General features: G+C 76.4%; 23 protein-coding genes. 10 read left to right on the top strand and 13 right to left on the bottom strand.

The annotated features are described in order from the left end of the window. Positions 1-178 precede the first annotated feature (178 nt). Entirely contained in the window at positions 179-2,041 is a 1,863-nt protein-coding gene (locus tag J5O08_RS02770) for a PKD domain-containing protein (protein WP_218705323.1), read from the bottom strand. 506 nt (positions 2,042-2,547) lie between these two features. Between J5O08_RS02770 and J5O08_RS02765 the strand changes: the two genes are divergently transcribed. The 3 genes from J5O08_RS02765 (at position 2,548) to J5O08_RS02755 (ending at position 5,956) form a co-directional block, all read left to right on the top strand. Continuing rightward, the gene (locus J5O08_RS02765) at positions 2,548-3,885 is read left to right on the top strand and encodes an APC family permease (RefSeq protein WP_218705322.1); all 1,338 of its coding nucleotides are present in this window, start codon (positions 2,548-2,550) and stop codon (positions 3,883-3,885) included. A gap of 121 nt (positions 3,886-4,006) precedes the next feature. Further along, complete coding sequence (locus tag J5O08_RS02760; RefSeq protein WP_218705321.1) at positions 4,007-5,206, top strand: LLM class flavin-dependent oxidoreductase; 1,200 nt, start codon at positions 4,007-4,009, stop codon at positions 5,204-5,206. A gap of 129 nt (positions 5,207-5,335) precedes the next feature. Beyond that, entirely contained in the window at positions 5,336-5,956 is a 621-nt protein-coding gene (locus tag J5O08_RS02755) for an FMN reductase (protein WP_147794556.1), read from the top strand. A 10-nt stretch (positions 5,957-5,966) separates the two neighbouring features. Here J5O08_RS02755 and J5O08_RS02750 read toward each other — a convergent pair whose 3' ends face one another. The 4 genes from J5O08_RS02750 to J5O08_RS21500 all read right to left on the bottom strand — a co-directional run bounded on the left by J5O08_RS02750 (position 5,967) and on the right by J5O08_RS21500 (position 9,864). Next, positions 5,967-8,216, bottom strand: coding sequence for a SpoIIE family protein phosphatase (locus J5O08_RS02750; protein WP_218705320.1), 2,250 nt, complete (start codon positions 8,214-8,216; stop codon positions 5,967-5,969). A 108-nt stretch (positions 8,217-8,324) separates the two neighbouring features. Beyond that, a complete protein-coding gene (gene crcB / locus J5O08_RS02745; RefSeq protein ID WP_218705319.1) occupies positions 8,325-8,702 on the bottom strand; it encodes a fluoride efflux transporter CrcB in 378 nt (125 codons plus the stop codon). After that, positions 8,699-9,214: a CrcB family protein gene (locus tag J5O08_RS02740; protein ID WP_218705318.1), complete on the bottom strand. Its 516-nt coding sequence runs from the start codon at positions 9,212-9,214 to the stop codon at positions 8,699-8,701. Before J5O08_RS02740 ends, crcB begins: the two co-directional genes overlap by 4 nt. After that, positions 9,211-9,864, bottom strand: coding sequence for a response regulator transcription factor (locus J5O08_RS21500; RefSeq protein WP_218705317.1), 654 nt, complete (start codon positions 9,862-9,864; stop codon positions 9,211-9,213). Before J5O08_RS21500 ends, J5O08_RS02740 begins: the two co-directional genes overlap by 4 nt. A 150-nt stretch (positions 9,865-10,014) precedes the next feature. On the opposite strand from J5O08_RS21500, the gene J5O08_RS02730 reads away from it, so the two are divergent. From J5O08_RS02730 to J5O08_RS02720, 3 genes are all read left to right on the top strand, one after another. Continuing rightward, the gene (locus J5O08_RS02730) at positions 10,015-10,443 is read left to right on the top strand and encodes a phage holin family protein (RefSeq protein WP_217614564.1); all 429 of its coding nucleotides are present in this window, start codon (positions 10,015-10,017) and stop codon (positions 10,441-10,443) included. Positions 10,444-10,548: 105 nt separating this feature from the next. Then, entirely contained in the window at positions 10,549-10,977 is a 429-nt protein-coding gene (locus J5O08_RS02725; RefSeq protein WP_218705316.1) for a phage holin family protein, read from the top strand. Further along, entirely contained in the window at positions 10,974-11,252 is a 279-nt protein-coding gene (locus J5O08_RS02720) for a DUF3618 domain-containing protein (protein WP_147794562.1), read from the top strand. The genes J5O08_RS02725 and J5O08_RS02720 overlap by 4 nt, the downstream gene beginning before the upstream one ends. Before the next feature lie 65 nt (positions 11,253-11,317). Here the strand turns inward: J5O08_RS02720 and J5O08_RS02715 are convergent, their stop codons facing one another. Both J5O08_RS02715 and J5O08_RS02710 read right to left on the bottom strand, forming a co-directional pair. After that, positions 11,318-11,908 (bottom strand): methylated-DNA--[protein]-cysteine S-methyltransferase, encoded by a 591-nt coding sequence (locus tag J5O08_RS02715; protein ID WP_255589168.1) that lies wholly within the window; start codon positions 11,906-11,908, stop codon positions 11,318-11,320. Between the two features lie 135 nt (positions 11,909-12,043). Next, positions 12,044-12,253, bottom strand: a complete 210-nt coding sequence (locus J5O08_RS02710; RefSeq protein WP_147794564.1) for a BldC family transcriptional regulator — start codon at positions 12,251-12,253, stop codon at positions 12,044-12,046. A gap of 746 nt (positions 12,254-12,999) precedes the next feature. On the opposite strand from J5O08_RS02710, the gene J5O08_RS02705 reads away from it, so the two are divergent. Further along, on the top strand, positions 13,000-13,191 hold the full coding sequence (locus J5O08_RS02705) for a DUF3073 domain-containing protein (RefSeq protein ID WP_147794565.1): 192 nt from the start codon (positions 13,000-13,002) through the stop codon (positions 13,189-13,191). A 189-nt stretch (positions 13,192-13,380) separates the two neighbouring features. On the opposite strand, the gene purM is transcribed toward J5O08_RS02705, so the two are convergent. From purM to J5O08_RS20685, 3 genes are all read right to left on the bottom strand, one after another. Continuing rightward, positions 13,381-14,496 carry a phosphoribosylformylglycinamidine cyclo-ligase gene (gene purM / locus J5O08_RS02700; protein WP_218705315.1) on the bottom strand — a complete coding sequence of 372 codons (1,116 nt, stop codon included), beginning with the start codon at positions 14,494-14,496 and terminating at the stop codon, positions 13,381-13,383. Further along, positions 14,493-16,043, bottom strand: coding sequence for an amidophosphoribosyltransferase (gene purF / locus J5O08_RS02695; protein ID WP_147794567.1), 1,551 nt, complete (start codon positions 16,041-16,043; stop codon positions 14,493-14,495). The genes purM and purF overlap by 4 nt, the downstream gene beginning before the upstream one ends. Before the next feature lie 115 nt (positions 16,044-16,158). Then, a complete protein-coding gene (locus J5O08_RS20685; protein ID WP_255589167.1) occupies positions 16,159-16,647 on the bottom strand; it encodes a histidine kinase in 489 nt (162 codons plus the stop codon). Positions 16,648-16,692: 45 nt separating this feature from the next. On the opposite strand from J5O08_RS20685, the gene J5O08_RS02685 reads away from it, so the two are divergent. Next, positions 16,693-17,355 carry a YigZ family protein gene (locus J5O08_RS02685; RefSeq protein ID WP_218705314.1) on the top strand — a complete coding sequence of 221 codons (663 nt, stop codon included), beginning with the start codon at positions 16,693-16,695 and terminating at the stop codon, positions 17,353-17,355. A gap of 86 nt (positions 17,356-17,441) precedes the next feature. Here J5O08_RS02685 and J5O08_RS02680 read toward each other — a convergent pair whose 3' ends face one another. Next, a complete protein-coding gene (locus J5O08_RS02680; RefSeq protein WP_218705313.1) occupies positions 17,442-17,822 on the bottom strand; it encodes a sterol carrier family protein in 381 nt (126 codons plus the stop codon). Positions 17,823-17,908: 86 nt separating this feature from the next. Here J5O08_RS02680 and J5O08_RS02675 point away from each other — a divergent pair, with 86 nt between their 5' ends. Then, a complete protein-coding gene (locus J5O08_RS02675) occupies positions 17,909-18,067 on the top strand; it encodes a hypothetical protein (RefSeq protein ID WP_218705311.1) in 159 nt (52 codons plus the stop codon). Positions 18,068-18,178: 111 nt separating this feature from the next. Here the strand turns inward: J5O08_RS02675 and rsgA are convergent, their stop codons facing one another. Together rsgA and purL are read right to left on the bottom strand one after the other, a co-directional pair. Further along, on the bottom strand, positions 18,179-19,315 hold the full coding sequence (gene rsgA, locus J5O08_RS02670; protein WP_218705309.1) for a ribosome small subunit-dependent GTPase A: 1,137 nt from the start codon (positions 19,313-19,315) through the stop codon (positions 18,179-18,181). A gap of 134 nt (positions 19,316-19,449) precedes the next feature. Beyond that, a complete protein-coding gene (gene purL, locus J5O08_RS02665; RefSeq protein ID WP_218705307.1) occupies positions 19,450-21,861 on the bottom strand; it encodes a phosphoribosylformylglycinamidine synthase subunit PurL in 2,412 nt (803 codons plus the stop codon). 169 nt (positions 21,862-22,030) lie between these two features. On the opposite strand from purL, the gene J5O08_RS21495 reads away from it, so the two are divergent. Then, a complete protein-coding gene (locus tag J5O08_RS21495; protein ID WP_308281288.1) occupies positions 22,031-22,861 on the top strand; it encodes a DUF2599 domain-containing protein in 831 nt (276 codons plus the stop codon). Positions 22,862-22,921 lie beyond the last annotated feature (60 nt).

Here is a 22,921-nt window from a genome sequence, read left to right as displayed (position 1 = left end):
GCGCCACATTCGCATTTCGGACATTCGCGATCAAAGCAAACCCTCGTGGCGTCCCGGCCCCTCGGCGTCGGTGCAGGTCAGGCCGTGGCCAGGTGACTCAGGTCACAAGATGGTCACGATCATGCGTGGCCCCACCGACTTGATAAGCCGATCGGGTGGTGCCGGGGGTGAACTCGCCTCACCCGGACGTGGTCAGCACCTGCTCCGGCCCGACCGTGGTTCCGGCCGCATTCGTCGCCACCACGCGGAACCGGTAGGTCGTCCCCGGCGCGAGCCCGGTGAGCCCGACCGTGGCCGCCCGCTCCCAGGACGCAGCGGCGAACGGCACCTCGACGCTCCGCGAGGCCCAGCCCGCCCCCCACTCCACGTGCACCGTGGTGTCGAGGCCGCGCGGGTGCACCCGCAGCTGCGCGGTGGCGCCCGTGCGGGTGACGCCCGTGGCCGCGAGCGCCCGCACCGTCGGCGATCCCGGGGTGTCGAACGTCCTGGTCAGCGTGGTGCTGCCCGCCGCCGTCGTCGCGGTGGCCGTCCACCGGTACCGCGTGCCCGGGACCAGGCCGACGAGGTCGTGGGCGACCTCCTGCGCGGCTGCCGACGCGGCGAGCGGGCGCTCGACGCGGCCGCTCTCGGCCCCGCCCTCGGGTCCCCAGGCGATGCGGACCGTCCCGGCCAGGCCGGCGGGGTCCGCCCAGGCGCGCACCCGGGCCGCGGTCCCGGTGACGCCGCTCTCGGCGCCGGTGACCACCGGTGGCGCGGCGACGACGACCGTCCGCGCGTCGGTGGCGGTGCGGCCGGCGGCGTCCGTGACCGTCAGCCGCGCGGTCACCGTCCCCGCGGCGTAGGTGTGCGTGACGACGCCGGGCTGCCCGGTGCCCGTCCGGGTCGTGCCGTCGCCGAGGGCGAGGGTCCAGCGGGTGACGCCGCCACCCGTCGCGGCGCCGCCGCCCGTGCTGCGCGCGAGGTCGAACGTGACCGCGAGCGGCGCCGGTCCGACCAGGGCGGACGGGCGCAGGTCCGCGGTCGGCCCGGCGTTCGCCACCGGCCGGGCGACCGCGGCGGCGTAGGCGGCGCGCGCCGGCTCCGAGCCGGCCACCGCCCACGGGCAGGTGCCCGTCCCCTCGAACGACGACGCCACGTCGAGCCCCGGCCAGGCGCCGAGGTACGCGACCGCCTCGGTCAGCCAGGCGGCGCGCCGCGCGGGGTCCGCGGGGTCGGCGGCGGTGCCGAACTCCGCCAGCACCGCCTGCTTGCCGCGCGCCTCCGCCCACCGGCGGAACGGACCGGCCACCTCGGCGAGCGACCGCCACCCGGCCGGCTTGCCCGCGGCGCAGCCGTACCAGTTGTAGGCGTCCAGCCCCACCCGGTCCACGACGTCGTCCCCCGGGTAGAACGCCTCCGCGCCCGCGGTCGACGGCGCCGACCCGAAGCTGCCCGGCGTCACCACCCAGGTCCAGCGCACGTCCCGCACGCCCGCGTCGCGGAACACCTGCACGTAGTGCCGCCAGGCCGCCCGGAACTCCGCCGGGGTGCCCCAGCCCTGCGCGATGTCGGCCTCGTGGTGCAGCGTCAGGTACACCGGGACGCCCAGGGCGGCGACGCCCGCGGCCTGCCGGCGGATGTCGCCGTCGACGGTGCCGGACGCGATCGCCGACCACGGGACCACCGAGCCGTCGAGGCGCTTCGGCCAGATCGACAGCAGCGGGGTGCGGCCCCGGGCGACGGAGTCCGCGACCGGGCCCGCGGGCTGGGCGTCGTCCCACCGGCTGTACCAGCGGTGCACGTCGAGCCGGCGACCGAGCGCGTCCTCGAACCCCGCGACGGCCGCCGCGGCGTCGGGGGCGGAGCCGCGGTCGACGTGCGCGCCGAGGCGGAAGCCGTCGGTGCTGGTCGGGGCGGTCGAGGCGGTGGCGCCGGCCGTGCCGGCGGTGACGGAGGCCGTGCCGGCTGCAGCCGAGGCGGCGGCCGGTGCGGCGAGCGCGAGCACCGTCGCCAGCGCGGCGACGAGAGCGGCGCCCCTGCGGGCGCGGGTCGGTGCGGACATGCGGATCCCCCTGCGTGCGGGCGCGCGCGGGCGCCCCGTCGTGCGGTGCTGCGGTGACCGGCCGCGCCGGTGGCGGGCCGGTGGCGCGGGGGCGACGTCGCCCCCGCGGACTGCCGCGACGAGCGCGGCGCGCGGTGGTGCGGGGTGGTCGTGCGCGGTGGTGCGGTCGGCGCCGGCCCTCGGGCACGGGCACCTGCTGCCGCGGTCTCGTCACGCGGCGTCGCCCGGTCCTCCGGGCGGGACGGCGGGCCGGGCCCGCACGTCCACCATCGACAACGCGCGCGGCCCTCTGAGCCCTCCACCCCCGCGTGTGCCCCTGCTCACACCCGCGAGCCTCGACGCGGGCGATCGCCGGGCCGAGCGGCGACCGCCGCGTCGAGGGAGCAACCGACGCGTCGAGGGGGTAGCCCGGGATTGCTCGCTCGGCGCGTCGGCTGCTCGCTCGGCGCCGGGCGGCACGCACGCTCGCCGCGCGCGACCGCGCCAGCGCGCCGATACTCGGCCCGGTGACCACCGACACCGCCACCGAGAAGTCCCCCGGCCTCCGCCGGGCCGTGACCGGTCCGCTGCTGTTCCTGTTCATCCTCGGAGACGTACTCGGCGCGGGCGTGTACGCGCTGGTCGGCGAGCTCGGCGCCGAGGCGGGCGGCGCCATCTGGCTGCCGCTGCTGGTCGCGCTGGGCATGGCCCTGCTGACGGCGGCCTCGTACGCCGAGCTCGTCACCAAGTACCCGAAGGCCGGTGGGTCCGCGGTGTTCGCGCAGCGCGCGTTGGGCAGCCCGCTGGTGTCGTTCCTCGTCGGCTTCTGCATGCTCGCGGCGGGCGTCACCTCGGCGGCCGGCCTCGCGCTGGCGTTCGGCGGCGACTACCTCTCGGTGTTCCTGGACCTGCCGCCGGTGCTCACCGCGATCGTGTTCCTCGCCCTGGTGGCGGCGCTGAACATGCGCGGCATCCAGGAGTCGCTGCGCGCGAACGTCGTCATGACGTCGATCGAGCTGTCCGGCCTGGTCCTCGTCGTGATCCTGGGCGCCGTCGTCCTGGGTCGCGGCGACGGCGACCCCGGCCGCGTGCTGGAGCTGCCCACTGAGACGTCGTGGGCCGCGGCGATCCTGGGCGGGGCGCTGATCGCGTTCTACTCGTTCGTCGGGTTCGAGACCTCCGCCAACCTGGCCGAGGAGGTCACCGACGTCCGCCGCGTCTACCCGCGCGCGCTGTTCGGGGCCCTGCTCGCCGCGGGCGTGGTCTACCTGCTGGTGGGGCTCGTCGCCCCGGCGGTCGTCGCGCCCGAGGACCTCGCCGCCTCCAGCGGACCGCTCCTGGAGGTCGTGCGCGCGGCCGGCGGCGTCCCCCTCGAGATCTTCTCCGCGGTGGCGCTGGTCGCGGTCGCGAACGGCGCGCTGCTGACGATGATCATGGCCAGCCGGCTCACCTACGGCATGGCGCAGGAGGGCCTGCTGCCTCCGGTGCTCGGGCGGGTGCTGCCGGGCCGCCGCACCCCGTGGGTCGCGATCGTCGTCACCACGGTCGTCGCGATGGTGCTGGCCGCCACCGGCGAGCTCGTCGACCTGGCGTCGACGGTCGTCCTGCTGCTGCTGTTCGTCTTCCTCAGCACCAACGTGGCCGTCCTCGTCCTGCGCCGGGACCGGGTCGACCACCCGCACTTCCGGGCCTGGACCGCGCTCCCGGTGCTCGCCATCGTCACCTGCGTCGTCCTGCTGACCCAGCAGGAGGCACGGCACTGGGCGCTCGCCGGGGTGCTGCTCGCGGTCGGGCTGGTGCTGCACCTGGTGACGCGGCGGGCGAGCCGGCGGGCCTCGGCCGAGACCGGCGCGCCGACGCGCTGACCTGCTCCGACGCGCGGGGGCACCGGGTCGGGGACGACGGTCCCGGCGGCGCGGAATAGATCGGCGCACGCCCTCGTTGGGGCGCAAGTACATGCAAACGCATCGACTTGAGGAGCGCGAGATGCAGTTCGGAGTCTTCACGGTCAGCGACATCACGCCTGACCCCCACACGGGCCGCGCGCCCGACGACACCGAGCGCGTCCGGTCGATCCTCGCGATCGCCGAGCACGCGGAGGAGGTCGGCCTCGACGTCTTCGCGACCGGCGAGCACCACAACCCGCCGTTCGTCGCGTCGTCCCCGACCACGATGCTCGGCTACCTCGCCGGGCGCACCAAGAACATCGTGCTGTCGACCGCCACGACCCTCATCACCACGAACGACCCGGTCCGGCTGGCCGAGGAGTACGCGATGCTCCAGGTCGTCTCCGACGGCCGGATGGACCTCATGATGGGCCGCGGCAACACCGGCCCCGTCTACCCGTGGTTCGGCCAGGACATCCGCCAGGGCATCCCGCTGGCGATCGAGAACTACGCCCTGCTCCGCCGCCTCTGGGAGGAGGAGGTCGTCGACTGGGAGGGCAAGTTCCGCACGCCGCTGCAGGGCTTCACCTCGACCCCGCGGCCGCTGGACGGCGTCCCGCCGTTCGTGTGGCACGGCTCGATCCGCAGCCCCGAGATCGCCGAGCAGGCCGCCTACTACGGCGACGGCTTCTTCCACAACAACATCTTCTGGCCGATGAGCCACACCAAGCAGATGGTGCAGTTCTACCGGCAGCGGTTCGAGCACTACGGCCACGGCCGCGCGGACCAGGCGATCGTCGGCCTCGGCGGTCAGGTGTTCATGCGGAAGAACTCGCAGGACGCCGTGGACGAGTTCCGGCCCTACTTCGACAACGCGCCGGTCTACGGCCACGGCCCGTCGCTGGAGGACTTCTCCGCGCAGACGCCGCTGACCGTCGGCTCGCCGCAGCAGGTCATCGACCGGTACGCCGCCATGCGGCACGACGTCGGCCACTACCAGCGCCAGCTGTTCCTCATCGACCACGCGGGCCTGCCGCTCAAGACCGTCTTCGAGCAGCTCGACATCCTGGGCGGCGAGGTCGTCCCGGTGCTCCGCAAGGAGATGGAGTCCGACCGCCCCGCCGACGTCCCGTCCGGCCCGCCCACGCACGCCGAGCGCGTCGCGAAGGCCCGCGCCGCCGGCCAGGTGCACGAGCAGACCGTCGCCGCCGCGGACCACTGGACCGGGAAGACGGCCGAGGACGACGCCGCGGCCGCCGACGCGGTCACCGCCCGGCAGGGCGCCGCGTTCGGCCTCTGACCGGAGGAACAACCCCGTCGGGTGGACGGTTCTGACCGGAACGCCGTCGGCGTGGCCGGCCGGACCTTCCACCCGGCACCCCGCACCACCCCGCGCACCACCCCAGCAGGACCTCCGAAGGAGCACGCCATGACCCAGCGCTCGATCGTCGCGCTGTCGGCCGGCCTCGGCCAGCCGTCCTCGACCCGTCTGCTCGCCGACCGCCTCGCCGAGGCGACCGCGACCGAGCTCGCCGACCGCGGGCAGCGCCCGGAGGTCCGCGTCGTCGAGCTGCGCGACCACGCGCACGACATCGTCAACGCGATGCTGACCGGCGTGCCCAGCCCCGCGCTGGCCGAGGTGATCGAGGCCGTGACCGGCGCCGACGCGCTCATCGCGGTCACCCCGCTGTTCACGACGACCTACTCGGGCCTGTTCAAGTCGTTCGTCGACATCCTCGACAAGGACTCGCTGGTGGGCCTGCCCGTGCTGCTCGGTGCGACCGGCGGCACCGCCCGGCACTCCCTGGCGCTCGAGTACTCGATCCGCCCGCTGTTCACCTACCTGCGGGCCGACGTCGCCACGACCTCGGTGTTCGCCGCGACCGACGACTGGGCCGCCGGTGCCACCGCCGACGAGCCGAGCCCGCTGCCCGCGCGCATCCGCCGCGCCGGCGCCGAGCTCGCCACGACCGTCGCCGCCCGCGGGCCGCGCGGGCCGCAGGACCCGTTCGCCGGCGCCCCGTCCTTCGCGGACCTGCTGGGCGGCTGAGCCGCGCGCGTCAGTCGCGCGCCAGCAGCACCACCGTCGCGTCGTCGTCCGACGCCGGGTCCCGCAGCCGCGCCACGAGCGCGTCCAGGTCCCCCGGCACCGGGCGGCCGACCGCCTCGGCGGTCCGGGCGAGGGCGTCGCGCAGCGACTCCCGCCGCCGCTCGATCACCCCGTCCGTGAACAGCAGCAGCGCGTCGCCGGGCGCGAGCGTCGTCCGGCCCGCGGCGGGCTCCCCCGCGAGCAGGCCGATCAGCGGCGAGCCCAGCACGGGCTCCCACGCCGCGGACCCGTCCGCGCGCACCACGAGCGGCGGCAGGTGCCCCGCCCCGGAGTACTCCACCTCGCCGGTGGCGGGGTCGAGCAGGGCGACCGCCATGGTCGCCATCTGCCCCGGCAGGGTCCACCGCGCGAGCGCGGCGACCCGCGACAGCACCACGGCGGGCGGTGCGGCGTCCAGCAGGTAGGCGCGGGTGGCGTTGCGCAGCTGGCCCATCGCCGCCGCCGTCGCGAGGCCGTGGCCCGTGACGTCGCCGACGGTGAGCGCGAGCCGCCCGTCGGCCAGCCGCAGCACGTCGTACCAGTCGCCGCCGACCTGCCCGGTCCCGGCGGGCTCGTACCGTGCGTCCACCGACCAGCCCGGCAGCAGCGGCAGCGACGTGGGCAGCAGGGTCCGCTGGATCGCGCGCGCGGCGTTGACCTCGGCCCGCCCACGGCGGAACAGCGCCTCCACGAGGTACGTCCGCAGGTCGGCCGCGTTCTGCACGTGCTGGTCGTCCCACGGCAGCGAGCGCCCGCGGACCTGCTCGCGCCACAGGTCGAACGACTGCCGCGGGCCGAGCCGCACCCCGTCGCCCTCCGGCACCGCGATCATCTTGTGGTGCGGGTCGCCGCCCCAGTCGACGGTGCGCACGACCTCGCCGCGCAGCCAGACGACCGTCCCGCCGTCGGGCAGGGCCACCGCGACCGCGCCGGCGATCCCGGGCACGTCGGGCGCGCCCGGCTCCTCGGGCAGCCGGTCGGTGGCCAGCACCTCGTCCGCGGAGGACGCCCACGCCGCGATCTTCCGGCAGGCCTCGCCGTCGGGCACCCGGCCCCGGGTCAGCACGTCCGCGCCGACGCTGACCACCACGCCGTCGGCAGGGACCAGGGTCAGCAGGTCGTCGGTCCGGGTCAGCGCCTGCGCCAGCCGCACCTCCTCGTCGCGGCTGGCACCGACCAGGCGGGCCAGCACGCCGGACGCCCGGCGGCTCTCCGCCAGGGCGTCCTCCTCGACCTGGGCGACCAGCCGGGCGGACAGGGCGACGCCGAGGAACTCGGCCGCCGCGCGCACCCCGTAGGACGGCGCGTGCGGGCCGGAGTAGTGGTGGCACGCCACCATGCCCCAGAGCTTCCCGTCGCGCAGCAGCGAGATCGACATCGACGCCCGCACGCCCATGTTCCGCAGGTACTCGCAGTGGATCGGCGAGACGGAGCGCAGCGTGGCGTAGGTCAGGTCGAGCGGCCGGCCCGACAGCGGGTCGACCGTCGGCACGACCGGCACCGGCGTGTAGTCGACGTCGGAGATGAGCCGGATCCAGCTCTTCTCGTACATCGCCCGCGCCTGGGCCGGGATGTCGGAGGCCGGGTAGTGCAGCCCGAGGAACGGCTCCAGGTCGCGACGCCTCGCCTCCGCGACGACCTCGCCGTTGTACTCGGCGTCGAACCGGTAGATCATCACGCGGTCGAAGCCGGTCAGCCGGCGCACGTGCCGGGCCGCGATGTCGTACAGCTCGGTGAGCTCGCCGGCGCGGTTCAGGTCGGCGATCGCGTCGCGGACGCTCTCGTAGGTCGTGCCGTAGGTCAGCGGCCGCGGTCCGTCGGCCGGCTCGAGCTCGACGACGAACACCGGGCCGGGGTCCGCGAGCGTCGCCGGCGGCGGGCGGTGCACGACGACGTCGAGCTGGACGGTCCCGTCCGCGGTCGCGATCTCGACCAGCCCCGGGTTGCGGGTCCGGTGGTCGGGAACCGCGGCGAGCTGCTCGAGCACCACCCTCGCGGCAGGGACGCCGAGGACGTCGCCCAGCGGCGCGCCCAGCACGGCCTCGACGGGCCGGCCGAGCACGGTCGCCACGTTCTCGGAGGCCTGCAGGACGACCCCGCCGTCGTCCCGGACCACCAGGAGGACCCCGCGCGGCTGCACCGAGCCGGGGATGTGGATCGGCTCGCGCGCGCAGTTGTCGAGGTCGATCGGCTCGCCGGGCGCCACGAAGGTCTCGCTCAACGCCGTGCCCTTCCGGTCGGAGGACCCGACCGGAGCGGCCGAGCGGTCACGCGCGGCGGCGCGGTCCCCGTCGACCCTCGCAAACCGGGACGACCCGTGGCAAGTGGGTCAACCGGCCCACACGGCGGTGAGGGCCAGGCCGGCCGCCGCGGCCGCGACGGTGAGCACCATCGTGCCGAGGAGGTTGGCCAGCGCGCGCGCCCGCTCGCCGGCCTGCGCCAGCCGGACGGTCTCGACCGCGGCCGCGGAGAACGTCGTGTACCCGCCGCAGAATCCGGTCGCCAGCAGCAGCTGCCAGGTCGCGGGCAGGCCCAGGTAGAGGTGCGCCCCCGCGACCAGACCGATGAGCAGCGACCCGGTGACGTTGATCGCGATGGTCGCGACGGGCAGCACCGTGCGACCGCGGGCCCGGATGGTGCCGTCCACCCAGAACCGGGTCGCGGCGCCGAGGCCGCCCAGGACCGCGACGAGCAGGGCGTCGGTCACCGTGCACCGCCGGGCGGCGGGGTCGCGCCCCGGCCCGCGAGCGCCGCCACCGCCGCCACGCCGGCCGCCGCGCCCAGCACGCCGGCGACGAGGGACACCGCCGCGTACCCCAGGGCGGTTCCGACGGCCCCGGACGCGAGCAGCCGCTCGGTCTCCAGCGCCAGCGAGCTGAACGTGGTGTAGCCGCCGAGGACGCCCGTGCCGAGCGCGAGCCGCACCCGCTGCACACCCGGCGTCTCGGGCCCGCGGCGGCCCAGGACCTCGAGCAGCACGCCGAGCAGGAACGCCCCCGTGAGGTTCGCGGTCAGCGTGCCGACCGGCCAGCCGTCCTGCGGGGGCAGCGCGCGGGACAGCCCGTACCGGCCGAGCGACCCCAGGGCGCCGCCCGCCGCGACGAGCAGCGCGAGGCCCGCGCGGTGGTGCGCCGCGCGGGGCGCGGCCGGGGGGACGGGGGGCGTGCTCGTGGGGGCCTCCGGGTCGGCTCGTCGCGGCTGGTGCGGGCCGCGGCTCATCCTGCCGCACGCGGCGCGGCGCCCGTGCGGTACGCCAGCGCCGCCAGCACGCGGGGGCTGACGTCCGGGCCGCCGGCACCGAGCGCTCGGTAGACGGCCGCCAGGTGGTTCTCCACCGACCGCGGCGACAGCCCGAGCGCCTGCGCCACCGCCCGGTTCGACAGGCCCTGGGCGACGAGCGCGAGCACCCCGTCCTGCGCGGCGGTCAGCCCGAGGCCCCTGCCGGGCGCCGCCGAGGCGTCGCCGGGGCCGACCACCGCGTGCCCGTCCGCCGCCGCGACCACCGCGCGCGCGAGCGCGCCCGGGTCGGGGCACGCCCGTCGGGACACGTGGCTCCACGGCCGGGGCGCACGGTCCCGCAGCGCCAGCACCACGCCCGAGGCGTCGCCGCCCGACAGCAGCAGCACCGCGAGGTCGGGATCGCGCTCCTGGAGCCGCAGGCCGACCTCGACGCCGGTCCCGTCCGCCAGCGCGTCCTCGACGACCAGCACGTCGACGGTGCGCGGCTCGACCCGGTCGAGCGCCTCGACCCGGCCCGCCAGCCGGTGCACCACGGCGAGCCGCGGGTCCGTCTCGAGGCCGAGCGCCAGCGCGGCGCGCGACAGCGCCTCGTCCACGACGAGAGCCACCCGCACGACGCGTCCGACCACGGGGGCACCGTACGCCCGGCGGCACGCCGCGCAGGTGGACCGGCCGGGACGTCGCGCGGTGACTAGGGTGGTGCCACCGGGCGAACCAGGTGGCACCGGGAGCCGCCGCGAGGACGCGGCGCGGCTCCGGGGCCTGACGAGGAGGGCACCGTGACCGACGCCGACGAGCCGCGGCGGAGCCTGTTCGGCCGGCTGGCGGAGCCGCTGGCCGAGAAGACGCGCGAGCGCATCGAGCAGGTCGAGGACCGCGTCCGGCGCTCGGTGCAGGCGGAGATCGACGCGGTGACCCGCTCGGTCCGGGCGCGGGCGGTGGAGGTCCGGCCGAGCGCGATCGCGTTCGCCGGGGCGCTGCTGCTCACGGTCTTCGGCCTGGCGCTGCTCGTCACCGCTGCCGTCGTCGGCCTCGCGCACGTGGTCGAGCTCTGGCTCGCGGCCGTGATCGTCGGGGTGGTGCTGATCGGCGCCGCCGCCGGGCTCGCGGCCTGGGGTCGCAGCCGGCTCCCCGAGCGCGTGCGACCGACGCCCCCGCCGCCCGGCCCGGCGCGCGACGCCGACCTGGTCCACCCCTGGGCCGACTGACCCGCACCACCCAGCACGGGGCACGCCCGGCCCGTCCCACCTGCGCAGATCACGCGGACGGGCCAGACTGGGGCCGAACGCCTCCCGTCCACGAAGGAGCACCGGATGACGACGACATCGGGCAGCGGGTCCGGCCCGGACCAGCAGTCGATCGGCCAGCTCATCAGCCGGCTCAGCGAGCAGGCCGCCCGGCTGGTGCGCGCGGAGATCGACCTGGCCAAGGCCGAGCTCGCGCAGAAGGCCAAGGCCGCGGGGATCGGGATCGGGCTGCTCGCGGGCGCCGCGTTCTTCGGGTTCTTCACGTTCGCGGTGCTGGTCACCACGGTGATCCTCGCGATCAGCGAGGGCCTGGCGCCGTGGCTCGCCGCGCTGATCGTGCTCGTCGCGCTCGCGATCATCACCGGCGTGCTCGCGCTCGTCGGGGTGAAGAGCCTGCAGAAGGGCACCCCGCCGACGCCCCAGAAGGCCGTCGCGGGCCTGAAGCAGGACGCCGCGACCGTGCAGAAGTCCGTCAAGGAGGGCCTGAGCCGATGAGCGACTCCCCCACCCCGAAGCCGACGATCACCGCCCTCGAGGCGGAGGTCCTGCTGACCCGCGCCGAGCTGGCCGGCACGGCCGACGCGCTCGCCGAGCGGCTGAGCCCGAAGCGGCAGGTCGCCGACGCCCGGTCCGCGGCGGAGAAGATCTGGCGCGACGCGGTCGGCACGGACCCGGCCGCCGACCCGGCGAACAAGAACCGGGCGCGCGGCATCCTCGCCGGCGCCGTGGGGGCGCTGGCCCTCGTGGTCGTGCTCGCCGTCCGGCGCTGACCTCCGCCCGCGCGAGGCCTGGCGCCTCGCGCGGGCGCGTCGACCCGGGCCGCCCGCGCCGGGCGTCAGCCGCGCGCCTCGTGCGCCAGCAGCGCCCGCTTGGTGTCGAGCCCGTAGTAGTAGCCGCCGAGCGTCCCGCCGCTGCGCAGCACCCGGTGGCACGGCACGAACGGGGCCACCAGGTTGCGCGCGCAGGCCGAGCCGGCCGCGCGCACCGCGGTCGGGCTGCCGGCCGCTGCGGCGAGCTCCGCGTACGTGGCGGTCGACCCCGGCGCGATCGCGCGCATCGCCGCCCAGGCCCGCTGCTGGAACGGCCCGCCGGGCTGCGCGACGGGCACCGTGTCCAGCGCACCCACCTCGCCGTCGAGGTAGCGGGCCGCTGCGTCGGCGACCAGCGCGGGACCGGCGCCGCGGGCGGCGAGGGCGGCGGGCTCGAGCAGCGCGTGCCCGCGCGCCGCGAGGTCCAGGGGCAGGCGCGCGGCCATCGCGGGCACCGGGCCGAAGCCGGCGGCGCGCACGACGCCGTCCTCGGTCAGCAGCACCGCGAGCCCGCCGGCGGGCGACGGGAGCACGGCGGCGAGCAGCGGCGCGGCGGGGTCGAGCGGCACCGCGGCGGCTGTCGCGCGCGGCGGGACGGCGGTGGCGATCTCGGTCATGGCACCATCCTGCGCCCGTCAGCCGGGCGCGCACCGGCGGCGATCGGACATCGCGGCACGGCGCGACCGGGACGGTCGGCGGCTGCCGGACGACCGGGCCCGCCGCCGCGAGGCGTCAGGCCCGACGCGACGACGTCAGACGTCGTCGCCGCGCTGACCCGGGACGCCGCCGAGGAGCTCGCGCACCTCGGTCTCGCGGTAGCGCCGGTGACCGCCCAGGGTGCGGATCGACGACAGCTTGCCGGACTTCGCCCAGCGGGTGACCGTCTTGGGGTCGACCCGGAACAGGGTCGCGACCTCGGACGGCGTCAGCAGGATCTCGTTCTCGGTGTGGGGGGCAGACACGTCAGACCTCCGGGGTGCCCTCGTGGCGACGACCGGTCGGGTGACCCGTCGTCATGACAGACAGGAACATGGCCATCGGTACCGCTGCCCGGACGGAGCCGGGCCGGCTCGGCATCGGTGACGTCATTCGCGCTCGACCCCCCTTGCGCCCCCACCGTGACGACGGTGTCACGTGCGAACTTCCGACAACTAGTACCAACGTCCCATTCCGGGACAAGTGGTAACTATGAGGACACTCTAGGTCGAAGTCGACATGACTGCGCGTCGACACCGTGCTCCGAACGGGCGGTCCCCACGTCCGCTCACCTCACCCGTCCGGGTGGACGGCGTCGTGACTGCCCCACCCGGAGCCCGCCCACCGGGTCGTTCGTCCCAGTCGGCGGCCCGGGCGGCGCGCTCCCGGCGCCACCCCGCTTCCCATCGTCCCGAGGCCGGCGAGCGTTCGCCAGTGGCGAAGATCACATCTAGCTCCGTCCGCGCACCCGGACCTGGGTCCTACGCACGCGCCCGCCGGTCGCCACCTCGTCGGCGCACGTCGGGCGCCGTGGCGGGGGCGGCGCACGACGCCGCGCGACGGCGGCGGACCCACCCGCGCGGGCTCCGACGGCACGGACCCGCTCCCGGGCGAGTGGTCGGAATGCCGCGGGACCATGTACCGTTGCGACACGAACAGACTATTCAGCATCCCGGGGCCGCACGTGTGAGCACGGAGCCGCCCCGCTTCCACGTTAGAGGGGGTCGATGCCATGGGGCGCGGCCGTCAGAAGGCTAAGCAGACGAAGGTGGCTCGGGAGCTGAAGTACTTCAGCCCCGACACCAACTACCGGGCGCTGGAGCAGGAGCTCACCGGCCACCGGAACGACCTCGTCACCGACAGCCGACAGGACTCCGACGACGAGGGTGACGACTACCCCCCTCGCTGGGCGGACGAGCGCTGAATACCCGGGTCGGCAGCCACCCCGCGTGGCACCGGCCCCGCCGCTGAGACGCAGCGGCCCACCAGCACGACGAGCCGGGTCCCCTCGCACCGTCCTCGACGGTCGCAGGCGGACCCGGCTCGTGCGCTGCCCCGGCACGCGCCCGTGCGCGGCGTGCGCGGCGCGTGACCTCGCCGTCCCGCCCGCCGCTCAGGCCGTGCGGTACTCCCCGCTGAGCCGCACCGCGCCGCCCTGCACGCCCTTGGTGCCCGCCACCAGGTCCGGGCCGCCCTCGGCGTCCGCCGCCGTGAGGTCCCGCACCTCGCCGAGCCGCCACGCCGTGAGCCCGAGCTCCGCCGCGTGCCGCTCGACCGCGTCCGCGCCCGCGGCGTCGACGATCGCGACCATGCCCACACCGAGGTTGAGCGTCCGCTCCAGGTCCGTCCACGGGACCGCACCCGCGGCCTGCACCAGCGAGAACACCGGCGGCAGCGTCCAGGACCCGCGCGGCACGTCCGCGACCAGGCCGGCGGGCAGCACCCGCGCGACGTTGGCTGCGAGCCCGCCGCCGGTCACGTGGCTGAACGCGTGCACCGCGCCGCCCGCGCGCTCGACCAGCGCGAGGCAGTCGGACGCGTAGACGCGGGTCGGCTCCAGCAGCTCCTCGCCGAGCGTGCGCCCGAGCTCCGGTACGTGCCGGTCGAGCGACCAGCCGGCGTGCGCGACGACGCGGCGCACCAGCGAGTAGCCGTTCGAGTGCAGGCCGCTCGACCCGAGCGCCACCAGCACGTCGCCCGCCCGCACCCGCTCCGGGCCGAGCAGCGCGTCCGCCTCGACCACGCCGGTCGCCGCGCCGGCCACGTCGTACTCGTCGGGGCCCAGCAGGCCCGGGTGCTCGGCGGTCTCACCGCCGACCAGGGCGGTGCCGGCGACCGAGCAGGCCGCCGCGATCCCGCGGACCACGTCGGCGATGCGCTCCGGGACGACCCGGCCGCACGCGACGTAGTCGGTCATGAACAGCGGCTTCGCGCCCACCACGACGATGTCGTCGACGACCATGCCGACCAGGTCGAACCCGATGGTGTCGTGCACGTCCATCGCCTGGGCGATCGCGACCTTGGTGCCGACACCGTCGGTCGAGGTCGCGAGCAGCGGACGCCGGTAGCCGACGAGCGCCGAGGCGTCGAACAGCCCGGCGAAGCCGCCGACCCCGCCCAGCACCTGCGGCCCGTGGGTCGCGCGGACGGCGTCCTTCATCAGCTCGACGGCCTTGTCGCCCGCCTCGGTGTCGACGCCGGCGGCGGCGTAGGTGATGCCCTCGGTCACGGGTGCTCCAGCGCGTTCGAGCCACCGGTCCCGGGAACCAGGGTGGCGAGTCCGTCCTCCGGAGCGCCGAGCGGCAGCTCGTTCTGCTCCAGCAGGTGCTTGCCGAGCCGGTCCTGCGACGGCAGCTCGATGGGGTACTTCCCGGTGAAGCACGCGGTGCACAGCTGCGCCGCGGGCTGCTCGGTGGCGGCGATCATGCCGTCCATGGAGATGTAGCCGAGCGAGTCGGCGCCCAGCGAGGACCCGATCTCCTCGACCGCCAGGCCGTTCGCGATGAGCTCGGCCCGGGACGCGAAGTCGATGCCGTAGAAGCACGGCCACTTCACCGGCGGGCTGCTGATCCGCACGTGCACCTCGGCGGCGCCCGCCTCGCGGAGCATCCGGATCAGCGCGCGCTGGGTGTTGCCGCGCACGATCGAGTCGTCCACGACGACCAGCCGCTTACCCCGGATGACCTCGCGCAGCGGGTTGAGCTTGAGCCGGATGCCGAGCTGGCGCAGCGTCTGCGACGGCTGGATGAACGTCCGGCCGACGTACGCGTTCTTGGTCAGGCCCTGGCCGAACGGGATCCCGGACGCCTGCGCGTAGCCGACCGCCGCCGGGGTACCGGACTCGGGCACCGGGATGACCAGGTCGGCCTCGACCGGGTGCTCCTTGGCCAAGCGGCGGCCCATCTCGACGCGCGCGGCGTGCACGGAGCGGCCGGCGATCGTGGTGTCGGGGCGCGCGAGGTAGACGTACTCGAACACGCAGCCCGCGCGCTGCTGCTTCTCGGTGAACCGCTGGGTGCGCAGGCCGTCCGCGTCGATCGCGACGAGCTCACCCGGCTCGATCTCCCGGACGAAGGACGCGCCCACGATGTCGAGCGCCGGGGTCTCGCTCGCGACGACCCAGCCCCGCTCCAGCCGGCCCAGCACGAGCGGGCGGACACCCTGCGGGTCGCGGGCCGCGTACAGCGTGTGCTCGTCCATCCACACCAGGCTGAAGGCGCCGCGCAGCCGCGGGAGCACCTCCATCGCGGTGGCCTCGAGCGTGTGGTCCTGGTCGCCCGCGAACAGCGCCGTCACCAGCGCGGTGTCCGTGGTGTTGCCGCGCGCGAGCTCGCCGCGCCGCTGCGCGCCGTACCGCTCGGCGACCAGGTCGACCAGCTCGGCCGTGTTCGTCAGGTTGCCGTTGTGGGCCAGCGCCACCGTGCCGCCGGCCGTCGCGCCGAGCGTCGGCTGCGCGTTCTCCCACGTGCTGCCGCCGGTCGTCGAGTACCGCGCGTGCCCGACGGCGATGTGGCCGTGCAGGGCGTTCAGCGCCGTCTCGTCGAAGACCTGGGAGACGAGGCCCATGTCCTTGTAGACGAGCAGCTGCTCGCCGTTCGACGTCGCGATGCCCGCCGACTCCTGGCCGCGGTGCTGCAGCGCGTACAGGCCGAAGTAGGTGAGCTTGGCGACCTCCTCGCCGGGAGCCCAGACCCCGAACACGCCGCACGCGTCCTGGGGTCCCTTCTCGTTCGGCAGGAGGTCGTGGTTGAGCTTGCCGTCTCCGCGGGGGGCCACGACTCCATGGTGACACATGCCACGCGCAGCCCTGTGCCGCGACCGGGACGTCGGTCCCGGGTCGGCGGGGCCGGGCAGCCGTGCCGGCGGCGGTTCCCCGCGGGCCGGCCGGTGGTCAGCGCCGGCGGCTGCGCCGGTCCGCGACGAGCGCGGCGAGCGCCCCGGCGAACCCCCCGACGATCGCGCCGATGAAGGCCGAGACCGCCCGGGCACCGCCCTGGCCGCCCAGGAAGCCGATGAACGCCTGCGGGTCGGACTCGGCGAGCCCGCTCCCCGAGGCGGCCACCTGCGCGAGCACGAACCCGATCAGCGCCCCGAGCAGGACGCCGGCCGTGATGAACGCGCCGATCTTCGGCGCGCGGCGGACGCGCGCGGGCTCGGCGACGCGCGCCAGCACGGCCTCGTCGGGCACCGGCGCGACCGCTGGCTCCGTGGGTGCCGCGGGGTCCGGGGCCGCCTCGGCGCCGGGTGCCGGCTCGGTCGCGGCCCCCGTGACCGGCTCCGGGGCCGCCGCGGCGTCGGGCCCGGCAGCGGGCTCGCTCGGGGCAGGGGCGTCGGCGCCCCGCTCGTCGTCGGGTCGCCCGGGTTCGGTCGTGTCGGCCACCCGCAGATCCTAGGTGCTCCCGGCCGACGGCCTAGGCTCGGGCCGATGCCCTCCCCCGCCGCCGACCCCGCGCCGCGGTACCCGTCCACCATCGCCGCGGCCGTCGAGCACGAGCTCGTCATCAAGAAGTCCCGGTTCCTCGCCCTGGTGCAGCCGGTCTCCTCGGTGGCGGAGGCGGACGCCGTCGTCGCCGCCGCGCGCAAGCGGTACTGGGACGCCCGGCACCACTGCGTCGCGCTGTCGGTGGGGCCGCTCGCCGAGCAGCAGCGCTCGACCGACGACGGCGAGCCCTCCGGCACCGCGGGCGTCCCGATGCTCGAGGTGCTGCGCCGCCGGGAGCTCACCGACCTGGTCGCGGTCGTGTCCCGGTACTTCGGCGGGGTGCTGCTCGGCGCGGGCGGCCTGGTGCGGGCGTACTCGACGGCCACCTCCGAGGCCCTGGACCGCGCGCGGCTCGTCCGGCGCAGCGCCGCGGTGCGGGTCACGGTCGACGCCCCGCACGCCGACGCCGGCCGGCTGCACGGGGTGCTGCGGGACTGGGCGGAGGCGCACGAGGGCGCCCTGGAGGACGTCGCGTACGGCGCGGAGGCCCGCTTCGCCCTCCTGATCCCGCCGCCCGCCCTGGACGCGTTCGACGCGACCCTGGCTGCGGCGACCTCGGGCGCCCTCCGCGCGGAGCGCGGCGCCACGGTCGTCCTCTCCCGCTAGCCACCGCACGCCGAGGTCGAGGGGTTGCCGGCTAAGCGCCGCGGCAACCGCTCGACCTCGCAGGGAAACCCTCGACCTCGGCGGTGCTACAGGCGGGTGCGGGTGCGGGTCGCTTGGAGCGGGAGCCAGTCCGCCAGGTCGGCGCGCTCGCCCGAGGCGTGCACCCGGCCCGCGGCCAGCGCCTCGTGCCACGACTCCGCGCCCGTCGCGAGGGCGAGCCAGGTCTGCGGGTCCGTCTCCACGACGTTCGGCGGGGTACCGCGGGTGTGCCGCGGGCCCTCGACGGCCTGGACGGCGCCGTCCGGCGGGACCCGGACCTCGACGGTGTGGCCCGGGGCGACGTCGGCGAGCTCCTCCAACGTGAACCGGACGGCGGTACGGCGGGCGGCCACGTCGGTCGGGTCCGCGCGCCAGGCGGCGACGGCGGCCCGGCCGACCGCGGGGTCGGTGCGGCGACGGGGAGGCATGCGGCCCATCATCCCCGGTCGCGACGGCGCGCACCCGTCGCGACCGCGACCCCGGGGGCGGAGGGCCCGTGGCAGGATCGACGCCCATGAGCCGCACCCCCGCCGAGCCCACGACGACCGACGTGCCCCCGACCGAGCCCCGCCCGCACGCCTCGCGCGCCGCCCTGTGGGGTGCGCTCGGGTCCGCGGCGGCCGGGCTGGCCGCGGTGGGCGCGATCATCGTGCTGGCGGTGCGGGCGGGCTGACGCCGGGCGGCCGGCACCGGGCGCGCTGGTGGCGCCGGCGAGGTCGTCCCGTCGTCGTGAGGTCGTCACTCGTTCCTGACGACCGCACCGGGTCGTGACGACCTCACCGGGTCAGCGCGTCGGGCGGCCCTGCTGGAGGCGGTGGTACGCCACCGTCGCCCGGCGCACGCGGTTGCGCTCCGCCGCCGCCAGCGCCGCGTCCGCACGGCGCTCCTGGTAGGCCGCCTCCCGGGCCAGCCGCCGCCAGGAGTCGAGCCGTCGCGCGGGGAGCGTCCCGTCCTCGACGGCGGCGAGCACGGCGCAGCCCGGCTCGGTGCGGTGCGCGCAGTCGGCGAACCGGCAGCCGGCCGCGAGGTCGGCCACGTCCGCGAACGTCGCGTCCAGCGCCGCGGCGTCGGCGACCAGTCCGACGCCGCGCAGCCCCGGGGTGTCGATGAGACAGGCGCCCCCGGCGAGCGGCACGAGCTCCCGGTGCACGGTGGTGTGCCGCCCGCGCCCGTCGGCCCGGCGGTCGCCGGTCGCCATCACGTCCGCGCCGGCCAGCGCGTTCACCAGCGTCGACTTCCCCGCGCCCGACGGGCCCACCACCACGAGCGTCCGCCCGGGCCCCAGCAGGGCGCGCACCGGCTCCAGCCCCGTCCCGGTCGCGACGCTGACCGCGTGCACGTCGGCGCCGATCGCGAGCGCCCGCACCTCGTCGGCCATCCCGTCCGGGTCCGGCACGAGGTCGGCCTTGGTCAGCACGACGACCGGCGTCGCCCCCGACCGCCAGGCCAGGGTCAGCAGCCGCTCGACGCGCCCGGGGCTCGGGTCGGGGTCCAGGTGCTCGACGACGAGCACGACGTCGACGTTCGCGGCGAGCACCTGGGCGCGGGAGGTGCGGTCGGCGCCGTCCCGGACCACCGCGGTGCGGCGCGGGCGGAGGCCGACGAGCAGCGGAGCGCCGTCGGGGCCGGCGCCCAGCACGGCGTGGTCGCCCACCGCCGGCGGCACCGCGTCCCCGGGTGCGCCGTCGGCGTCGAGCAGCGGCACCAGCCCCTCGCCGGGCAGCGGCACCCGCACGGGCTCGGCGCCGGCTGCGGCGGTACCGGTCGACACCCCCGTCACGTCGCCGGCCGTGAGGCCCGCCGCCTCGCCGGTCGTGGCCCCCGCCGCGCCGGCGTCCGCGGGCAGCACGAGCACGGCCCCGCGGTCGACGCGCACCACGCGTCCCGCGGCGCCCGGGAACCCGGCTCCGAGAGTGGACATGCCCACGACGGTAGGAACCCCCGCGCCGCGGACGCGAGGCTTTTCCCGCGCCGGGGTGCCGGAACCCCACCCGGTTCTCGCGTCCTCACCCGATCGATCGGGTGGCGACACGAGAACCCGGTGGGGACCAGCCGTCAGCCGAAGTGGCGCGGGAGGGTGGCCTCGTGCGCCTCGCGGGCCTCGGCCAGCGGGAGCGTGAACAGGCCCGTGACCTCGACGGCCGGCGCGTGCACGTGCTGCTCCGGGGCGTCCTGCGTCGGGGCGCCCGCGCCGGGGCTGCAGGTCTCGGCCGTGACGCCGATCGCCAGCGCCGGGACGCCCTGCGCGGTGCAGAGGTCCTCGAACCGCACGGCCTCGGACCGCGGCACCGCGACGACCGCGCGGGCCGTCGACTCCGAGAACAGCGCCTCGAACGGCGTGACGCCATCGCGCTCGCACAACGCGGCGAGGTCGACCTGCACGCCGACGCCGTACCGCAGCGAGGACTCGACGAGCGCCTGCGCGAGCCCGCCCTCGGACAGGTCGTGCGCGGCGTCGACCAGGTCGTCCCGGGACGCCCGGACCAGCACGGTCGCGAGCTTCCGCTCGGCCTCCAGGTCGACGCGCGGCGGGGTGCCGCCGAGCTGGGCGTGCGCGACGTCGGCCCACGCCGAGCCGTCGAGCTCCCCGCGGGTCGTGCCGAGCAGGTAGACCGACTGGCCCGCGGTGGTCCAGCCGGACGGCGTGGCCTCCGCGACGTCGTCGATCACGCCGAGCACGCCGACGACCGGGGTCGGGTGGATGGCGGAGTCGATCTTCCCGGGCTCGCCGGTGCCGTTGTAGAGCGAGACGTTGCCGCCGGTGACCGGGGTGCCGAGCACCGCGCACGCGTCCGCGAGGCCCTCGATCGCCTGCACGAGCTGCCACATCGACGCGGGGTCCTCGGGGCTGCCGAAGTTGAGGCAGTCGGTGACGGCCAGCGGCTTGGCGCCCGACGCGGCGACGTTCCGGTACGCCTCGGCGAGCGCGAGCTGCGCGCCGGCGTACGGGTCGAGCTTGGCGTACCGGCCGTTCGCATCGGTGGCCAGGGCCACGCCCAGCCCGGTCGACTCGTCGACGCGGACCACGCCGGCGTCGTCGGGCTGCGCGAGCGCGGTGTTGCCCTGCACGAACCGGTCGTACTGGTCGGTCACCCACGACTTCGACGCGAGGTTCGGCGACGCGAGCAGCGCCAGCACGGTGGCCCGCAGCGCGGGGCCGCCCTCGGGGCGGGCGTACCGCCGGGCGCCCTCGGGCGTGCTGACCGAGTCCGCGACCAGGCCGTCCTGCCACTCCGGGCGGGAGTACGGGCGGTCGTAGACCGGGCCCTCGTGCGCGACGGTCTTCGGGTCGACGTCGACGATCCGCTGCCCGTGGTGGTCGATCGTGAGGCGGCCGGTGCCGGTGACCTCGCCGATCACCGCGGTCTCGACGTCCCACTTCCCGGTGATGGCCAGGAACTCGTCGAGCTTCTCCGGCGTGACGACCGCCATCATCCGCTCCTGCGACTCCGACATGAGGATCTCGCCGGCGGTCAGGGTCGGGTCGCGCAGCAGCACGTTCTCGAGGTCGACGTGCATGCCGCCGTCGCCGTTGGACGCGAGCTCGGAGGTCGCGCAGGAGATGCCGGCCGCGCCGAGGTCCTGGATGCCCTCGACCACGCGGGCCGCGTACAGCTCCAGGCAGCACTCGATGAGCACCTTCTCCATGAACGGGTCGCCGACCTGGACGCTCGGGCGCTTCGACGGCTTGGTGTCGTCGAAGGTCTCCGAGGCCAGGATCGAGGCGCCGCCGATGCCGTCGCCGCCGGTGCGCGCGCCGAACAGCACGACCTTGTTGCCGACGCCCGAGGCGTTGGCCAGGTGGATGTCCTCGTGCCGCAGGACGCCGAGGCAGAGCGCGTTGACCAGCGGGTTGCCCTGGTAGGAGGCGTCGAAGACGAGCTCGCCGCCGATGTTCGGCAGGCCGAGCGAGTTGCCGTACCCGCCGACGCCGGAGACCACGCCGTGCACGACGCGGGCGGTGTCGGGGTGGTCCACGGCGCCGAACCGCAGCTGGTCCATGACCGCGACCGGGCGCGCGCCCATCGAGATGATGTCGCGGACGATGCCGCCGACGCCGGTCGCGGCGCCCTGGTACGGCTCGACGTACGACGGGTGGTTGTGCGACTCGACCTTGAACGTCACGGCCCAGCCGTCGCCGATGTCGACGACGCCGGCGTTCTCGCCGATGCCGACGAGCAGGTGCTCGGTCATCTCCGGCGTGACGCGCTCGCCGAACTTGCGCAGATGGGTCTTGCTCGACTTGTACGAGCAGTGCTCCGACCACATGACGGAGTACATGGCGAGCTCGGCGGCCGTGGGGCGGCGGCCGAGGATGTCGCGGATCCGCTGGTACTCGTCCGGCTTGAGGCCGAGCTCCGCGAACGGCTGCTCCTGGTCGGGGGTGGCCGCGGCGTGCTCCACGGTGTCGGACTGCCCCGACGACGAGGGCTCGGCGGTGTGCTGCGAGGTGGGCGCGCTGGTCATCGAATCCCTCGGGCTGGGCGCCCGCGCGTGCGGCGGTCGGGGGACCGGGCCGGCGGCGGCGGGCGGGCATCGGCAGACGTGACCCAGGTTACCCGGGTGCCGGACGCGCCCCGTACGCCCGCCCGGCGGGCGGCGGTGGGTGGCGGGTGCGTGCCGTCACAATGGCGCGGTGACGCGACGCGCCCTCCTGGCCCTGCCGGCCGCCGCCCTGCTCGGGGCGCTGCTGCTCGCCGGGTGCACCGCGGACCGTGCCCCGGGTCCGACCGCGCCCGCGCCGGCCACCACCGCGTCCTCCCCCGACGGCGGGGCCTCCCCCGACGCGGCCGCCGTCCGTGCCGACGGCACCGCCGTCGCCTCGGGCACCGTCACGCTGTCCGTGCTGGCCCCGGGCGGCCCGCCCACGGCGACGCCCGCGGAGGACGACGCCGTGCTGCTGGCGGTCGCCGTCCCGGCCGACGCCGCCGCCGCGACGCTGGTCACCGTCGCGACGCTCGCGCCCCCGGAGGGCGGCACGATCGACGTGCTCGACGACCTGTCCGCCGTGGTCCGCGGCGCCGACGGGGCGGTGCTGGCCGGGCTCACCGCCCCGCTGCTGGACGACCCCGCCGGCCGCACGGTCCGGGTCCGCACCGCCGACGACGGCGCGGTCACCTGGCTCGCGGAGGGCACCGCCGGGTCGGGCGCCGCGGGCGGGACGGTCACCGCGACGTTCGCGGCGACGGCCGTGCTCGACGCGACCTGGCGCGACCTGGCCGACGAGGGCGGCCGGTCGCTCGCCGTCGAGCCCGCCGCGTGGGCGCGCCGCGGCAGCCTGGCCGCCGAGGAGGCGGTGTGGTCCGCGCTGGTCGCCGCCGAGCCCGAGGCGGACGCGCAGAACGTCCGCGACCAGCTCACCTGCCACCTGATCGGCGCGCCCGACAAGGCCACCTGGAACCTGGAGCCGTGGCGGCCGGACGTGGGCCTGCTGGAGACGATCGCGGCGCTCTGCAACCCGTCCTGACGGCCTGCGCGCCCGCATGTCGGACCGCCCGTCCCGACCCGCGGTCGGTTGTTGCTACAG

The sequence above is a fragment of the Cellulomonas sp. PS-H5 genome (assembly GCF_019265565.1).
Lineage (GTDB): Bacteria > Actinomycetota > Actinomycetes > Actinomycetales > Cellulomonadaceae > Cellulomonas.
Note: the sequence above shows the minus strand (reverse complement) of the source record. Positions and strands in the feature narration are given on the sequence as shown.

Coding starts and splice junctions, on each gene's coding strand:
- J5O08_RS02770 (WP_218705323.1), bottom strand. CDS start 2,041: ATGTCCGCACCGACCCGCGCCCGCAGGGGCGCCGCTCTCGTCGCCGCG.
- J5O08_RS02760 (WP_218705321.1), top strand. CDS start 4,007: ATGCAGTTCGGAGTCTTCACGGTCAGCGACATCACGCCTGACCCCCAC.
- J5O08_RS02755 (WP_147794556.1), top strand. CDS start 5,336: ATGACCCAGCGCTCGATCGTCGCGCTGTCGGCCGGCCTCGGCCAGCCG.
- J5O08_RS02740 (WP_218705318.1), bottom strand. CDS start 9,214: ATGAGCCGCGGCCCGCACCAGCCGCGACGAGCCGACCCGGAGGCCCCC.
- J5O08_RS02725 (WP_218705316.1), top strand. CDS start 10,549: ATGACGACGACATCGGGCAGCGGGTCCGGCCCGGACCAGCAGTCGATC.
- J5O08_RS02720 (WP_147794562.1), top strand. CDS start 10,974: ATGAGCGACTCCCCCACCCCGAAGCCGACGATCACCGCCCTCGAGGCG.
- J5O08_RS02715 (WP_255589168.1), bottom strand. CDS start 11,908: ATGACCGAGATCGCCACCGCCGTCCCGCCGCGCGCGACAGCCGCCGCG.
- J5O08_RS02705 (WP_147794565.1), top strand. CDS start 13,000: ATGGGGCGCGGCCGTCAGAAGGCTAAGCAGACGAAGGTGGCTCGGGAG.
- J5O08_RS02685 (WP_218705314.1), top strand. CDS start 16,693: ATGCCCTCCCCCGCCGCCGACCCCGCGCCGCGGTACCCGTCCACCATC.
- J5O08_RS02680 (WP_218705313.1), bottom strand. CDS start 17,822: ATGCCTCCCCGTCGCCGCACCGACCCCGCGGTCGGCCGGGCCGCCGTC.
- J5O08_RS02675 (WP_218705311.1), top strand. CDS start 17,909: ATGAGCCGCACCCCCGCCGAGCCCACGACGACCGACGTGCCCCCGACC.
- rsgA (WP_218705309.1), bottom strand. CDS start 19,315: ATGTCCACTCTCGGAGCCGGGTTCCCGGGCGCCGCGGGACGCGTGGTG.
- purL (WP_218705307.1), bottom strand. CDS start 21,861: ATGACCAGCGCGCCCACCTCGCAGCACACCGCCGAGCCCTCGTCGTCG.